Origin of the sequence: Isoptericola sp. NPDC056134, assembly GCF_042264825.1 — a bacterium.
In the GTDB taxonomy this organism is placed as follows: domain Bacteria; phylum Actinomycetota; class Actinomycetes; order Actinomycetales; family Cellulomonadaceae; genus Isoptericola; species Isoptericola nanjingensis.
In genome coordinates this window covers 1-15,208 of sequence record NZ_JBHJVM010000014.1, presented here as the reverse complement: position 1 = coordinate 15,208, position 15,208 = coordinate 1, and the positions used below count along the sequence as shown (strand labels likewise).

Here is a 15,208-nt window from a genome sequence, read left to right as displayed (position 1 = left end):
CCTGCTCGACGGCGTGGCCGCCGCGGTCAGGGCCCGGAGCGCAGTCATGCTGCGCAAGCACTGTTACTGAACCGTTGCGGAACCGGACAACCCGGTGCTGGTCGCGGAAACACCGAGTGGATAGGTTCGACAGATGGATCACGGCGATGCGACCACGACGACCGACCCCGCCGAGGCGGAGTCCTCCCTCGGTGCCCCGCTCGTCGAGCTGAAGAACGTCAACAAGCACTTCGGCGAGCTGCACGTGCTCCAGGACATCGACCTCACCGTGCGCCGGGGCGAGGTGCTCGTCGTCATCGGCCCGTCCGGCTCCGGGAAGTCCACCCTGTGCCGGGCGATCAACCGCCTTGAGACGATCGACTCCGGCGAGATCCGGATCGACGGCCAGCCGCTGCCCGAGGAGGGCAAGACCCTGGCCAAGCTGCGGGCCGACGTCGGCATGGTGTTCCAGGCGTTCAACCTCTTCGCGCACAAGACGATCCTGGAGAACGTCACGCTCGGGCCGGTCAAGGTCCGCAAGGAGCGCTCGTCGGCCGCGAAGGAGCGCGCCCTGCAGCTGCTCGACCGGGTCGGGGTGAAGAACCAGGCCCAGAAGATGCCCGCCCAGCTCTCCGGCGGTCAGCAGCAGCGCGTCGCGATCGCCCGCGCGCTGGCGATGAAGCCCAAGGTGATGCTCTTCGACGAGCCCACCTCGGCGCTCGACCCGGAGATGATCAACGAGGTCCTGGACGTCATGGTCGCCCTCGCCAAGGAGGGCATGACGATGATCGTCGTCACCCACGAGATGGGCTTCGCCCGCAAGGCCGCGAACCGGGTCGTCTTCATGGCGGACGGCCAGATCGTCGAGGAGGCCACCCCCGAGGAGTTCTTCACCGCGCCGAAGAGCGACCGCGCCAAGGACTTCCTGTCCAAGATCCTCTCCCACTGACCAGCACTGATCCACCCACGACCACTGCCACGCTAGGGCGGGAACCCCCGCCGGCCGCGCGGTCCGGGACCTGACATCGGCGTCCCCGGCCCGCCCGGGCGACCACAACGAAGGGTAAGAACGATGCGCACACGACACGCAGGGGCCGCGGCGCTCGCCGCACTGACCGCTCTCACGCTCGCCGCCTGCGGCGGCGGCGACGTCGGCGGCGAAGGTGGCGGCGACGAGACCGGCGGTGCCGGGGGCGGCGACACCATCAAGATCGGCATCAAGTTCGACCAGCCCGGCCTGGGCTACCAGGACGGCAGCGAGTACACTGGATTCGACACCGACGTCGCCCGCTACGTCGCGGACAAGCTCGGCTACTCGGAGGACCAGATCGAGTGGGTCGAGGCGCCGTCGGCCAACCGCGAGACCATGCTGCAGACCGGCCAGGTCGACATGATCTTCGCGACCTACTCCATCACCGACGAGCGCAAGGAGCAGGTCGCGTTCGCCGGCCCGTACTTCATCGCCGGTCAGGACCTCCTCGTCGCCGAGGACAACACCGACATCACCGGTCCCGAGACGCTCGAGGGCAAGAACCTCTGCTCGGTGACCGGCTCGACGTCGGCGCAGCGCATCAAGGACGAGTACGCCGAGGGTGTGCAGCTCGTGGAGCGGCCCGGCTACGCCGAGTGCGTCACCGCGCTCACCGCCGGCCAGGTGGACGCGGTCACGACCGACGACATCATCCTCGCCGGCCTTGCCGCCCAGCCCGCCAACAAGGGCAAGGTCAAGGTCGTGGGGGCTCCGTTCTCCGAGGAGAACTACGGCGTGGGCCTGCCGCAGGACAACGACCGCTGCGAGGACATCAACGCCGCGATCACGGAGATGATCGACGACGGCTCGTGGGAGGAGGCCGTGACCTCGAACACCGAGGGCACCGGCTACACCCCGAACGCCGACCTCAACCCGCCGACGCCGGACGCCTGCGCCTGACGAGGTCGTCCGACCGTCCGATCGGCACGAGGGGGGGCGGCGCCGCCGCGCCGCTCCCCTCGTTCGTCGACCTTCGTCCGTCCACCGCGGTTTCCGCCGCACCACCCTCCGGGAGGCTGACACACCGTGGGTGACTTCCTGTCCCAGTTCGGCGAGCTCTTCGCGATCTACGACGTGCCCGCCGCGTTCTGGGTCAACATCCAGCTGACGTTCTGGGCCGCGATCTTCTCGCTGATCCTCGGCACCGTGCTCGCGCTCATGCGGATCTCGCCCATCGCGAGCCTGCAGTGGGCGGGCGCGGCCTACGTGAACATCCTGCGCAACACTCCGCTGACCGTCATCATGACGTTCCTGTTCCTGGCGGTCTGGACGCAGCTGCAGATCACGCTGTCCGACGACTTCGCTCAGAACTTCTTCCGGTTCGGCGTGATCGGCCTGACCGTGTACCACGCGGCGTTCGTGTGCGAGGCGATCCGCTCGGGGGTCAACACCGTGCCCCTGGGGCAGGCGGAGGCCGCCCGGGCGATCGGCCTGTCCTTCCTGCCCGCCGCCCGGCTGATCATCCTGCCGCAGGCGTTCCGCGGCGCGATCGCGCCCCTCGGCAACACCCTGATCGCGCTGCTGAAGAACTCGACGGTCGCGGTCGCGGTGAGCGTCTCCACGGAGACCTCGACCCTCATGCGGGAGATGATCGAGAGCAACGCGAACTACATCTACGCGATCTTCATGATCTTCGCGATCGGCTTCGCGGTGCTCGTGATCCCCATCGGTCTGCTCACCACCTTCCTCTCCAACCGACTGGCGGTGCGCCGATGAGCTCTCAGCAGTCCGTCCTCTTCGACGCCCCCGGCCCCCGTGCGCGCCGGTTCATCGTGCTCGGCAACATCCTCGGCGCGCTCGTCGTGCTGGGCATCGCCGCGCTCGTCGTGGTGCAGCTCGCCGCCAAGGGGCAGTTCGCCGCGGCGCTGTGGGAGCCGATCTTCACGTCCAGCGCCTGGCAGAACTACTTCATCCCCGGCCTGCAGAACACGCTGCGGGCCGCGGGGTTCGCCATCGTCGGCGCCGTGGTCTTCGGCCTCATCTTCGGGTCCGGGCGGCTCGCCCGCGTGCGCGCCGTCCGCTGGTTCAGCGGCGTGGTCGTGGAGTTCTTCCGCGCCGTGCCGGTGCTGCTCATGATGGTCTTCTTCTGGCTGCTGTTCGGGTTCAACCGGATCAGCGACGACCCGGCCTTCCTCGCCGTCGTGATCGCCCTCATCCTCTACAACGGGTCCGTCATCGCGGAACTGGTGCGGGCGGGCGTCGGCAACCTGCCGAAGGGCCAGTCCGAGGCCGGCCTCGCGGTCGGGCTCACCGGCGGGCAGGTGCTGCGGTCGATCCAGCTCCCCCAGGCCCTCATCGCGATGCTGCCGGCCCTGGTGTCCCAGCTCGTGGTGGTCCTCAAGGACACCGCTCTCGGCCAGATCATCACCTACAACGAGCTGCTGCGCGCGGCGCAGATCTTCGGCAACGGGAACAGCAACAACCTGCAGACGCTGACGGTCGCCGCGCTGATCTTCATCGTCATCAACTGGGCGCTGACCGCCGTGGCCCGCTGGCTGTCGCGGTACCTCAGCGGCCGCACGTCGGGGGTCACCGCGGCCGGTCCCGGGATCGGCAACCCGACCGCTGTCGCCGGCGGCAAGACCACGGGGCCGGGCAACGCCATCGCGGCCACCGGAGACCCGAGCGCGACCTGACGCGCGATCGCGCCTGCCACGCAGGACGACGGATGCCCCCGGACGCTTCTCGCGTCCGGGGGCATCCGTCGTCCTGGGGCGTGCGTTGAGATCCGATCCTGCGGGCGGAGATCCATGACAAGCGTGGACGTGGAGGCGACGGCACCCACGGACGGCGGAGCCCGCTGGCAGCGCGCGAGTCAGTCCACGGCACCGGGGTAGTCGTCGTCGAGGTCGTCCTCGCCCTCCTCCGCGAGGGCGTCGCGCACGACGCCGAAGGAGACGCCCGGCGCGTAGCCCTTGCGCCCGAGCGCCCCGACGGCGCGGCGGACGCGCACGTCGCGCTCCAGCCCGCGGGTGCGTGCCACGTGCTTGCGGGCCAGGGCCAGAGCGGCCGCGCGCTCGTCGTCGGGGTCCACCTGCTCGAGCGCGTCGGCGGCCGTCTCCTCGGCGATGCCGCGGCGGCGCAGCTCCATCGCCAGCGCGCGCCGCGAGAGCCCTCGCTCGGAGTGCCGCGTGCGCACGAGCATGTCGGCGTAGGCGGCGTCGTCGACCAGACCCACCTCGTCGAACCGGTCCAGCACCGGCCCCACGACCGCCTCCGGGTAGCCCTTGCGCGCGAGCGACTGCTCCAGCTCCGCGCGGCTCTTCGGGGCTGCCGTGAGGATGCGCAGCAGAGTCTCGCGCGCCTTCTCCGTGGCGTCCTCGAGCGTCAGCTCGCCGGCCTCGAGCCGCTCGGCCACCGTGCGACGGGGCTGACGCCCGCGCGGGGCGCCGTCCGCGTCGCCCTCCGAGCCGGCATCCGAGCCGGCATCTGAGTCGGCATGGCGGCGGCCGCGACGCTTCCCCACGCCGCGACCGCCCGGGGCAGTATCCCCCGAAGTCACGAGACCCCTCCTCCGTCGACCGCGACGAGCGCGGCGCCTGTCAGAACGGCGCCTTCTTGCCCTTGGCGCCCGCCTTGGCGGTCGGTGCCGGGTCGACGCTCAACCCCGTGGCGGAACCCGCGGCGCCCGTGGCCGGAGCCTCCGCCGCGGGGGCGTCCAGCTTGGCGCCGACACCGAGCTTCTCCTTGATGCGCTTCTCGATCTCGTTCGCCAGGTCAGGGTTGTCCTTCAGGAAGGCCCGGGCGTTCTCCTTGCCCTGGCCCAGCTGGTCGCCCTCGTAGGTGAACCACGAGCCGGACTTGCGCACGAACCCGTGCTCCACGCCCATGTCGATGAGCCCGCCCTCGCGGGAGATGCCCACGCCGTACAGGATGTCGAACTCCGCCTGCTTGAACGGCGGCGCCATCTTGTTCTTGACGACCTTGACGCGGGTCCGGTTGCCGACCGCGTCCGTGCCGTCCTTGAGGGTCTCGATGCGGCGGATGTCCATGCGCACCGAGGCGTAGAACTTCAGGGCCTTGCCGCCGGTGGTGGTCTCCGGCGAGCCGAAGAACACGCCGATCTTCTCGCGGAGCTGGTTGATGAAGATCGCCGTGGTGCCCGACGCGCTCAGCGCACCGGTGATCTTGCGCAGCGCCTGCGACATCAGGCGGGCCTGGAGGCCGACGTGGCTGTCGCCCATCTCGCCCTCGATCTCGGCCTTCGGCACGAGCGCCGCGACCGAGTCGATGACGATGATGTCCAGCGCGCCGGAGCGGATCAGCATGTCCGTGATCTCCAGGGCCTGCTCGCCGGTGTCCGGCTGCGAGACCAGCAGGGCGTCCGTGTCGACGCCGAGCTTCTTGGCGTACTCCGGGTCGAGCGCGTGCTCGGCGTCGACGAACGCCGCGATGCCGCCGGCCCGCTGGGCGCTGGCGACGGCGTGCAGCGCGACGGTCGTCTTGCCGGAGGACTCCGGGCCGTACACCTCCACGACGCGCCCGCGCGGGAGGCCGCCGATGCCGAGCGCGATGTCCAGCGCGATCGAGCCGGTGGGGATGACCTCGACGGGCGCGCGACCCTCGTCGCCGAGGCGCATGACCGAGCCCTTGCCGAAGCTGCGGTCGATCTGGGCGAGCGCGGCCTCGAGTGCCTTCTCGCGGTCTGCCGTTGCGGGCATGTCGGTCACCTTTGCGTTCTGGGCGCGGCGGCTGCGCGCCTGCGTTCGTGGCTGCGTGCTCATGTTGTCGTCGACCGTACGTGCCGCCACCGACACGGTCGGGGCGGCCCGTCGCGGCTGTGGAGGACGACGTCCGAGGACCCTCCTGGGGGCAGACTCTACCCGAACACGTGTTCGAGGGCGTCGTCGTCCCCGGGCGTGTCGCGCCACGTCCCGCCGGGCCGCAGCACGACGACGCGCACGTCCGGCGCCGCCCGGCGGCAGGCCGCCGCGAAGGCCTCCCCGGCGTGGTCCATCCACCCGCGCGGCAGGTGCTGCCCGCCCGGCACGTGCAGGGTGCCCCAGTGCACCGGGACCGCCACGCGCGGCCGGACCTCCGCGCACACCTCGGCCGCACCGCGGGGGCCGAGGTGGCCGCCCGACAGCCGCGGGCCCCAGCCGGACACGGGCACGAGGGCCACGTCCACCCGGCCGCCTGCCAGCTCGCGCACGCGCCCCACGCCCGGGTGGTGCTCGGTGTCCCCCACGGCCCACACCGTCGCTCCGCGCCCGCGCACCAGGTGCCCGCTCGCGGCGTTCGGCCGGTGCGGCATCGGCCGGTCGCCGTGCACCGCGGCGGTCAGGCGCACCTGCACGCCTGCGACGTCGTGCCAGTCCCCGTGCTGCGGGGCGTGCCGCGGGGCGTGCTGCAGGGCACGGTGCGAGCCGTGGTGAGCGACGTCGTGGCCCGGCGGGTGCCCCGCGGCAGGCGGCAGGTCGAGGCCGACACCGCGCAGGCCCTTGCCGCGCAGCCAGCGGGCGTTCGCGGGTGCCGTGAGCACCGGCACGTCCCCGAGCAGCCGCAGCGAGCCCAGCTCGGCGTGGTCGTGGTGCAGGTGGGAAAGCAGGGCGACGTCGGCGCCCCGCCAGGCGTCCGCGTCCGGACGGTCGCCCCGGCGCCGCAGGAGGCCCGCGTGCCGCCGCAGCAGCGGGTCCGTCACGAGCCGGGCGGTGCCCCCGCCCGCGCGCGGGACGTCGAGGACGACGGTCGAGTGCCCCAGCCACGTCACCCGGAGCCCGGCCCCCGTGACGGGGGCGTGCCCGCCCGGCACGTCACCCGGCGCCCCGCTCATGAGGCCTCCCGCAGGCCGAGCGCGGCGAGCCAGGCGACGAGCCGGCGGTGCACCGCCTCGGCGCCCACCAGCACGCGGGCGCCGTCCACGTCCTCGCGCTCGTCGTCGGGCACGACGAGGTCGGCGGGGTGCAGCAGCAGCGCCTCGCTCTGCGCGCCGCCGAGCCCGCCGTGCGAGCCCACCAGCCCCTCGAACGCGTGCACCCGGCCCATCGGGCCGACCGACGACACGACCACGAGGTCGCCGGCGTCCTCCAGCCCGGCGACGCGCAGCAGGTCGGCGCGCGCCCGCGACCCGTAGCCGACCAGGGGGTCCCGACCGGTCACGCGGCCGGTCGCCAGGTCGTGGGAGCCGAGCCGCCCGCGCGCCACCGGCCCCTGCGCGCCGTGGACCACGACGAAGCCGACGGCGGGCGACTCGACCAGGCCGGGCACGAGCGCGGGCCAGCGGGCCTCGACCTCCGCGGCCGACAGCCGGCGGGGATCGCGGCGGAACCACACCATCCCGAGGTTGCCCGACCCGATCACCTCGACCTCGGGCAGGCCCGTCCGGCCGGTGTCGCGGTCCGGCCCGACCAGGAGCCGGCCGTCACCGTCGTCGTCCCGGCGCAGCGCGTGCAGCGCGGTGTTCGCCGGGCCCCACGCCTCGCCGTCCGCCCGGCCGGCCTGCGCCGGGGCGGGGATCGCCATGAGCCGGTGCACCTCGTCGGCGAACGACCGCCCCACCACCTGCTCGAAGGTCGCCCCCAGCGACTGCCCGTGGTCCGACACGACCACCGTGCGGTACCGGCGCGGGGCGCCGCGCGCGATCTCCTCCCACAGCCCGACGACGCGGTCGAGCCCCTCCAGCGCACGCAGCGCCTCCGGCCGCAGCGGGCCGGCGTGGTGCGCGATCTCGTCGTAGTCGACGAGGTCCACGCACACCACGGGCGCGCCGCGCACGAGCTGCTCCGCCACGAGCGAGGTGTTGAGGTCGCGCAGCAGCACGTTGGTCACCGCCCGCAGCACCGGGTACCAGCCGCGGCGCGCCACCCGTGGACGCACCCCGCGCACCACCTGCTGCCACCCCTGGTACACCTCCTTGAGCGCCTCCCCGACGGTGCCGGCCACCGCCCGCACCAGCACGAACGGGCTCGAGAAGAAGCGGACGAACAGCTGGCCGGGGCCGAGCCCCTCCGTCGCGCGGCTCATCACGAGCAGGCTGGTCGGGGCGTCGCCGGAGAACATCGTCGACACCGCCACCCCGCCGTCGGCGAGCAGCCCGCGGCCGTCGGAGGCCGACCGCTCCACCTCGGCGGCGTCCGCCGGCCGGTTCGTCACCACCAGTCGGCCGAGCCGCCGCGACCACCACCGGAACGCCGGCACCGCGTCGGTGGTGCCGTGCAGCAGGCCCAGGGTGCTGGCCGGGGTGGTGCACGGCACGCGGGCCCACCACGACTCGAGCCGGTGGCTTCCCGACCCGAGCCAGCGCTCCATCGTGGGCACGAGCCCGGCCTCCAGGGCGTGGTCGAGCGTCGGCCGGGCCACGCCGTCGAGCATGACGACGAGCACGCCCGGGGGCCGGTCGTCCACGCCGTCCCCACCGGCCTCGCCGCCGTCGGGGGCGACCCGGCGCGGGAGCCCGGCGCGACGCCGGGCTCGGCGCAGCAGGTCGCCGACCACGTACGCGTTGTCCCGCGCCCCGACCACCCAGTGCCCGCACGCCATCACGAGCGCGGCGACGAGGAGCACGGCGAGCACGTCCGCCCACGAGCCGCTCGTCACGCCCGGGAGGAACGTCAGCGCGGCCCACACGACCGCCACCTGCGCCGCCAGGCCGAGCAGGAGCGCCACGACCGCCCCGCCGCCGCGCGCGAGGCGACGCAGCGGCGCCCGCAGCAGCGCGTCGCCGAGCCCCACGACGAGCGCCGCGAGCAGCACGTCCCACGGTGAGGCGACCCGCACGCCGTCGACCACGGCGATCGCGACCCCGAGCCCGGCGGCCGTGGAGACCAGGGACCAGAGGGCGCCGCGGACGTCGGCCACCGTCACGAGCGGGGGACGGTGGCGGCGCATGGCGCCATGATGCACCGCCTGCCCGACGTCGGCCCGAGCGGCGGGCGGTCGGCGCGCGGGCGGTCAGCGCGCGGGCGGCGCCTGGCGGCGGTCGTCGCGGCCCCAGCGCTCCGCGTCGGGGACGTCGAGCGCGTCGCACAGCGCGTGCCAGACGTCGCGGGGCTCCAGCCCGGCCTCGAGCGCCTCGGCCGGGGTCCGGCCGTCGAGGCGCGGCAGGACCTGCTCGCGCACGAGGGCACGCCCGTAGGCGGGCCCGAAGACCTCGTCGACCAGCTCGGCGAACTCGCGATAGCGCACGCCCCCAGCCTCGCACGGCCGGGAGGACGGTCGGGACGCCGGGCGCCGCGGACGCCGGCGCGGCGGGCCGGCCCGCCCTGCGGGCTGTCGGTGCTCCCTGCCAGGATGGCGAGGTGGTCGTCCCCCCGTCCGGCGTTCCCGCCGACCCCGCCGTCGCGCACGACGGCGTCCTCGCGCGGTTCGGACCCGCGACGCGTGCCTGGTTCGCCGGGGCTTTCGCCGCGCCGACCGCGGCTCAGGCCGGGGCGTGGGACGCGATCAGCTCCGACCGGCACGCGCTCGTCGTCGCGCCGACGGGGTCCGGCAAGACCCTCGCGGCGTTCCTCTGGGCCATCGACCGCCTCACGACCACGCCACCGCCGGAGCGGGCCCGCCGCTGCCGGGTCCTGTACGTCTCCCCGCTCAAGGCGCTCGCCGCCGACGTGCAGCGCAACCTGCGCTCCCCGCTGGCCGGCATCCGGCAGGCCGCCGCACGCGAGGGGCTCACGGTCGAGGAGGTGACCGTCGGCGCGCGCACGGGCGACACCCCCGCCTCGGAGCGCCGCGCGTTCGCCACCCGCCCGCCGGACGTGCTCGTCACCACCCCCGAGTCGCTGTTCCTCGTCCTCACGTCGCAGGCGCGAGCGGGCCTCGCGGGCGTCGAGACCGTGGTCCTGGACGAGATCCACGCGGTGGCGGGCACCAAGCGCGGCGCCCACCTGGCGCTGAGCCTCGAGCGGTTGGACGCGCTCCTCGACCGGCCCGCGCAGCGCGTCGGCCTGTCCGCGACGGTCCGCCCCGTGGAGACGGTGGCCGAGTTCCTCGCCGGGCACCGCACCCCGGACGACGGCGGCCGGGAGGTCGTCGTCGTGCAGCCCGAGTCCACCAAGAAGTGGGACATCGACGTCGTCGTGCCGGTGCCCGACCTCGCCGACCTCGACTCGGGCGGTGTGCCCGACCCGACCGCGCCGGCGCCCGCGGCGGCGCCGTCCGCGGCCGGGCTGGGCGACGAGGAGCTGGACCTCACCGGCGACGCCGCGTCGCCGCTGCGCCGCGCGTCCGTGTGGCCGCACGTCGAGGAGCGGGTCGTGGACCTCGTCGCCGAGCACCGCTCGACGCTGGTGTTCACCAACTCGCGCCGCGGCGCCGAGCGGCTGACCGCTCGGGTGAACGAGATCTGGGCGGAGCGCTCCGGGGTCGACCTGCCGGAGCCGGGCACGCAGTGGCCCGCGCAGACGCAGGGGCAGTCGGGGGCGTCGGTCGGGCTGCCGGCCGACGACGGCGCAGGGCCGCACGTGCTCGCGCGCGCCCACCACGGCTCCATGAGCCGGGTCGAGCGCACCCGCACCGAGTCCGACCTCAAGGCGGGCCGCCTGCCGGCCGTGGTCGCGACGTCGTCCCTCGAGCTCGGCATCGACATGGGCGCCGTGGACCTCGTCGTGCAGGTCGGTGCGCCGCCGTCCGTCGCGAGCGGGCTGCAGCGCATCGGGCGCGCCGGCCACCAGGTGGGCGCGGTGTCGCACGGCGTCGTCTTCCCGACGTTCCGCGGCGACCTGGTGCCCACGACCGTCGTGGCGCAGCGCATGCGCGCGGGCGAGATCGAGCACCTGCACGTCCCCGCCAACCCGTTGGACGTGCTCGCCCAGCAGGTGGTGGCGGCGCTCGCCACGGACGACTGGCAGGCCGACGACCTCCTCGCCGCGTTCCGCCGGGCGCACCCGTTCCGCTCGCTCGGCGACGCGACCTGGCGGGCCGTGCTCGACATGCTCGCCGGCCGCTACCCCAGCGAGGAGTTCGCCGAGCTGCGCGCCCGCATCGTCTGGGACCGCGCCACCGGCCGCCTGTCCGGGCGCCCCGGCGCCCTGCGGCTCGCCGCGACGAGCGGCGGCACCATCCCCGACCGCGGGCTCTACGGCGTCTACCTCGCCACGGAGGCGCCTGCCTCGGGCGTGCCGGCGGACGGCGGCGGCACGGCCGACCGGCCCCGCGGCGGGAAGCGCGTGGGCGAGCTGGACGAGGAGATGGTCTACGAGTCGCGCGTCGGCGACACGTTCACCCTCGGCTCGTCGACCTGGCGCATCGAGGAGATCACGCCCGACCGCGTCCTGGTGACCCCCGCGCCCGGGCTCCCCGGGCGCCTGCCCTTCTGGAAGGGCGACTCCCCCGGCCGTCCCGTCGAGCTGGGGCGTGCGGTGGGCGCGTTCGTCCGCGAGACCGACGCGCTGCTCGCCGACGACGAGGAGCGCGGCACCGGGCGCGGCCGGGAGGTGCTGCGCGACGCCGGGCTCGACACCTGGGCGGCGGACAACCTCGCCGCGTACCTGGGCGAGCAGCGTCGCGCGACGGGACGGCTGCCCGACGACCGCACCGTGGTCGTGGAACGGTTCCGCGACGAGCTCGGCGACTGGCGCGTCGTGATCCACTCCCCCTTCGGGGCGCCGGTGCACGCGCCGTGGGCGCTGGTCGTCGCCGCGCGCCTGCGGGCGCGGTACGGCACCGACGTCGCGGCGATGCACGCCGACGACGGGATCGTGCTGCGGCTCCCCGACGCCGGCGACTCCGGCTGGGACCTGGGCGGACCGGGCTGGGGCCCCGGGCCGGACGGTACAGGGCCGGACGGGGCGGGGCGCGGCGACGCCCCGGCGGTCACGGCCGAGGACCTGCTCGTCGACCCGGACGAGGTGCTCGACGCGGTGCGCGAGGAGCTCGGCGGCTCGGTGATGTTCGCGGCGCGCTTCCGCGAGGCCGCCGCGCGGGCGCTGCTCCTGCCGCGGCGTCGTCCCGACCGGCGGCAGCCGCTGTGGCAGCAGCGGCAGCGGGCGTCACAGCTGCTGCAGGTCGCGTCGCAGTTCCCGGACTTCCCGATCATGCTCGAGGCCGCCCGCGAGTGCCTGCGCGACGACTTCGACGTCGCGGCGCTCACGGACCTCATGCGCGACCTGGAGGGCGGCCGGGTGCGGCTGGTCGAGGTGACCACCCCGACACCGTCGCCCTTCGCGCAGGCGCTGCTGTTCGGCTACACCGCGCAGTTCCTGTACGACGGTGACGCGCCGCTCGCGGAGCGGCGGGCGGCCGCGCTGTCCCTGGACCCGGACCTGCTCACGGAGCTGCTCGGCGAGCAGGGCGCCACCCCGCTCGCGGACCTCCTCGACCCGGGCGCCGTGGAGCGCACCGAGGCGGAGCTCCAGGCGCTGGCACCCGAGCGGCAGGCGCGCGACGCGGAGGGGCTGTGGGACGTGCTGCGCCGCACCGGGCCGCACCCCGCGTCCGCGCTGCGGGCTCGGACCCGCGAGGGCTCCCGCGACCTCGTCGACGCGTGGCTGGCCGACCTGGAGGGCGCGCGCCGCGTCCTCCGGGTGCGGGTCGGCGGCCGCCCGGGCGACGACGCCGACGCCGAGCAGTGGGCCGTCGTGGAGGACGCCGGCCGGCTGCGCGACGCGCTCGGCGTCGCCCTGCCCGTGGGCGTGCCCGAGACGTTCACCGAGCCGGTGCCCGACCCCCTCGGCGACCTCGTCCGCCGCCACGCCAGGACGCACGGTCCGTTCCCCGCCGTGGACGTCGCGCGCCGGTTCGGGCTCGGCGTCGCGGTCGTGGCCCAGGTGCTGGCCCGGCTCGAGGCGGCGGGCGCGGTCGCGCGCGGGGCGCTGCGGCCTTCCTCGCTGGGCGGCACGGGCGACGAGTGGTGCGACCCGGAGGTGCTGCGCACGCTGCGGCGCCGGTCGCTCGCCGCGCTGCGCGCCGAGGTGGAGCCGGTGGAGCCGGAGTCGCTCGGTGTCTTCCTCCCGCGCTGGCACGGGATCGGGGTGCGGGTGGGCGGCGCCGGGTCCGGGGGCGGGACGCTGCGCGGCGCGGACGGCGTGCTGCGCGCGGTGGAGCAGCTCTCGGGGGCCGCGGTGCCGGCGTCGGCGCTCGAGACGCTCGTCCTGCCCGCCCGCGTCTCCGACTACTCCCCCGCGGTCCTCGACGAGCTCACCACGGCCGGCGAGGTGCTGTGGTGCGGGCACGGCCGGCTCCCGGGGTCGGGCGGCGGCGACGGCATGGTGAGCCTGCACCTGGCCGACGGCGCCCCGCTCACCCTGCGCGACCCGGACCCGGTGGACGAGGGCGGGCCGCTCGACAGCGACCTGCACCGCGCGGTGCTCGACCTGCTCACCGGCTCGGGCGGGTACTTCCTGCCCCGCCTCGCGGAGCTCGCGGGCGCGAGCCAGGCGACCACGCTCGACGCCTTGTGGGACCTGGTGTGGGCGGGCTGGGTGACGAACGACCGCCTGGGTCCGCTGCGCGAGTCGCTCGGCGGGTCCACCCGGCGCGGGGCCAGGCACGGCGGCGGCGCGCACCGCGCTCCCGCGGCCCCCGGGCGGGCCCGCCCCGTGCGGCCGTCCCGCTTCGGGCTCGCCCGCCCGACGTCGGCGGCCGCCGTGCCGCTGACCGGCGGCGGCCGCTGGTCGGCGCTGCCGGCCGTGGAGCAGGACCCGACCGTGCGCGCGCACGCGCTCACCCAGGTGCTGCTGGAGCGGCACGGCGTCCTGACCCGCGCGGCGGCGCCCGCGGAAGGGGTGACCTCCCGCTTCCGCGACGTGTACCGGGTGCTCCGGGTGCTCGAGGAGCGCGGGGCCGTGCGGCGCGGCTACTTCGTCGAGGGCCTGGGTGGCTCGCAGTTCGCGCTGCCCGGAGCGGTCGACCAGCTACGGACGGACGCCGCCGACCGCGCCCGCGCCCGGGACGCCCTCGTCGAGGGCGACGGTGCCGGCCCCGTGAGCAGCGGCGGTCGGGCCGAGCCGGGCGCCGTCCTCCTCGCCGCGACCGACCCGGCCAACCCGTACGGCGCCGCGGTCGCCTGGCCGCGCGCGGCGACCCCACGCACCGGGTCGTCCGGAGCCCGCGCCTCGGACGGGGGGGACGACGCCGCGGGTGCGCACCGTCCGGGGCGCAAGGCCGGCGCGGTCGTCGTGCTGGTCGACGGCGAGCTGGTGCTGTTCGTCGAGCGCGGCGGGCGCACGGTGCTGTCCTTCGCCCGCGGCGACGCGGGCGACGGCCCCCGCCTCGCCGCCGCGGCCCGGCTGCTCGTGACGGAGACGCGCGCCGACCGGCTCGGGCGCGTCACCGTGCAGCGCGTCGACGGCGTTCCCGCCCTCACCGCCGCCCGCGACCGGATCCCGGCCGCGGCCGCGCTGCTGGACGCCGGCTTCGGCGTGACGCCGCGCGGCCTGCGGCCGGCCTGACCCCGCACCGGGAGGCGACCGTGCCCGAGGGAGACGTGCTCCGGCTCACCGCCGAACGGCTCGGCGTCGCGCTGCGCGGCTCGCCCCTGGTGCGCGCGGAGCTGCGCTGGCCCTCGGCGGCGGGCGTGGACCTCGTCGGCGCCACGGTCCGCGAGTCGGTCGCGTACGGCAAGCACCTGCTCACCCGGTTCGACGACGGCCGCACGCTGCACACCCACCTGCGGATGGACGGCTCCTGGCGCGTGCACCGCACGGGCACCCGCGAGGCGGCCGGTCGCTCCCCCGCCGTCCGCGCCCTGCTGGCCACCGCGTCGTGGACCTGCGTCGGCCTCCAGCTCGGCATGCTCGACGTGCTCCGCACCCGCGACGAGCCGCGCCTGCTGGGCCACCTGGGCCCGGACGTCCTCGGCGACGACTTCCCGGAGCGGCTCGACGAGGGCGGACGTCGCCTCGCCGCCGACCCCGCCCGGCCGCTGTGCGTCGCCCTGCTCGACCAGCGCGGGGTGGCCGGGCTGGGCACGATCTGGACCGCGGAGTCGCTGTTCGTCACCCGGCGGTGGCCCTGGACGCCCGCCGGGGCCCTGGACGACGACGAGCGCCGGGCCCTGCTCGTGGCGGCCCGCCGGCTCATGGCGCGTAGCGTCCAGGGGGGACGACGTACCGGGCTGGGCGCCGGCGAGCTCGCCGTGCACGGTCGGCACCACAAGCCCTGCCGCCGCTGCGGGACGCCCGTCGCGCTGGGCAGCACCAGCGGCCCCGGGCGGCGGCCCGACGCCGGCGAGCGGGCGATCTACTGGTGCCCGACCTGCCAGCATGCGCCGAGATAGAGAACTCGGACCCGCGAGATAGAGAGGCCGGGTCGACACCGCAGAGG

At 75.5% G+C, this 15,208-nt stretch carries 11 protein-coding genes; 6 read left to right on the top strand and 5 right to left on the bottom strand.

Features of this window, described 5'->3' with window-relative positions:
• Positions 1-133: 133 nt before the first annotated feature.
• The 4 genes from ACFCZN_RS14200 (at position 134) to ACFCZN_RS14185 (ending at position 3,645) form a co-directional block, all read left to right on the top strand.
• Positions 134-928, top strand: coding sequence for an amino acid ABC transporter ATP-binding protein (locus ACFCZN_RS14200; RefSeq protein ID WP_430557172.1), 795 nt, complete (start codon positions 134-136; stop codon positions 926-928).
• 123 nt (positions 929-1,051) lie between these two features.
• Complete coding sequence (locus ACFCZN_RS14195) at positions 1,052-1,909, top strand: glutamate ABC transporter substrate-binding protein (RefSeq protein WP_430557171.1); 858 nt, start codon at positions 1,052-1,054, stop codon at positions 1,907-1,909.
• A 126-nt stretch (positions 1,910-2,035) separates the two neighbouring features.
• Entirely contained in the window at positions 2,036-2,725 is a 690-nt protein-coding gene (locus tag ACFCZN_RS14190; RefSeq protein ID WP_429762221.1) for an amino acid ABC transporter permease, read from the top strand.
• The gene (locus ACFCZN_RS14185; protein ID WP_430557170.1) at positions 2,722-3,645 is read left to right on the top strand and encodes an amino acid ABC transporter permease; all 924 of its coding nucleotides are present in this window, start codon (positions 2,722-2,724) and stop codon (positions 3,643-3,645) included. Before ACFCZN_RS14190 ends, ACFCZN_RS14185 begins: the two co-directional genes overlap by 4 nt.
• Positions 3,646-3,824: 179 nt before the next feature.
• Here ACFCZN_RS14185 and ACFCZN_RS14180 read toward each other — a convergent pair whose 3' ends face one another.
• From ACFCZN_RS14180 to ACFCZN_RS14160, 5 genes are all read right to left on the bottom strand, one after another.
• A complete protein-coding gene (locus ACFCZN_RS14180) occupies positions 3,825-4,367 on the bottom strand; it encodes a regulatory protein RecX (RefSeq protein WP_429762223.1) in 543 nt (180 codons plus the stop codon).
• A 184-nt stretch (positions 4,368-4,551) separates the two neighbouring features.
• Positions 4,552-5,670 carry a recombinase RecA gene (gene recA / locus ACFCZN_RS14175; RefSeq protein ID WP_429762224.1) on the bottom strand — a complete coding sequence of 373 codons (1,119 nt, stop codon included), beginning with the start codon at positions 5,668-5,670 and terminating at the stop codon, positions 4,552-4,554.
• A gap of 158 nt (positions 5,671-5,828) precedes the next feature.
• On the bottom strand, positions 5,829-6,782 hold the full coding sequence (locus ACFCZN_RS14170; RefSeq protein WP_430557169.1) for an MBL fold metallo-hydrolase: 954 nt from the start codon (positions 6,780-6,782) through the stop codon (positions 5,829-5,831).
• Positions 6,779-8,836 (bottom strand): alkaline phosphatase family protein, encoded by a 2,058-nt coding sequence (locus ACFCZN_RS14165; RefSeq protein ID WP_430557168.1) that lies wholly within the window; start codon positions 8,834-8,836, stop codon positions 6,779-6,781. Before ACFCZN_RS14165 ends, ACFCZN_RS14170 begins: the two co-directional genes overlap by 4 nt.
• Positions 8,837-8,899: 63 nt before the next feature.
• The gene (locus ACFCZN_RS14160) at positions 8,900-9,133 is read right to left on the bottom strand and encodes a DUF3046 domain-containing protein (protein WP_429728478.1); all 234 of its coding nucleotides are present in this window, start codon (positions 9,131-9,133) and stop codon (positions 8,900-8,902) included.
• A 113-nt stretch (positions 9,134-9,246) separates the two neighbouring features.
• Here ACFCZN_RS14160 and ACFCZN_RS14155 point away from each other — a divergent pair, with 113 nt between their 5' ends.
• Both ACFCZN_RS14155 and ACFCZN_RS14150 read left to right on the top strand, forming a co-directional pair.
• Positions 9,247-14,334 (top strand): DEAD/DEAH box helicase, encoded by a 5,088-nt coding sequence (locus ACFCZN_RS14155; protein WP_430557167.1) that lies wholly within the window; start codon positions 9,247-9,249, stop codon positions 14,332-14,334.
• A 20-nt stretch (positions 14,335-14,354) separates the two neighbouring features.
• Positions 14,355-15,161: a DNA-formamidopyrimidine glycosylase family protein gene (locus tag ACFCZN_RS14150; protein ID WP_429762228.1), complete on the top strand. Its 807-nt coding sequence runs from the start codon at positions 14,355-14,357 to the stop codon at positions 15,159-15,161.
• Positions 15,162-15,208 lie beyond the last annotated feature (47 nt).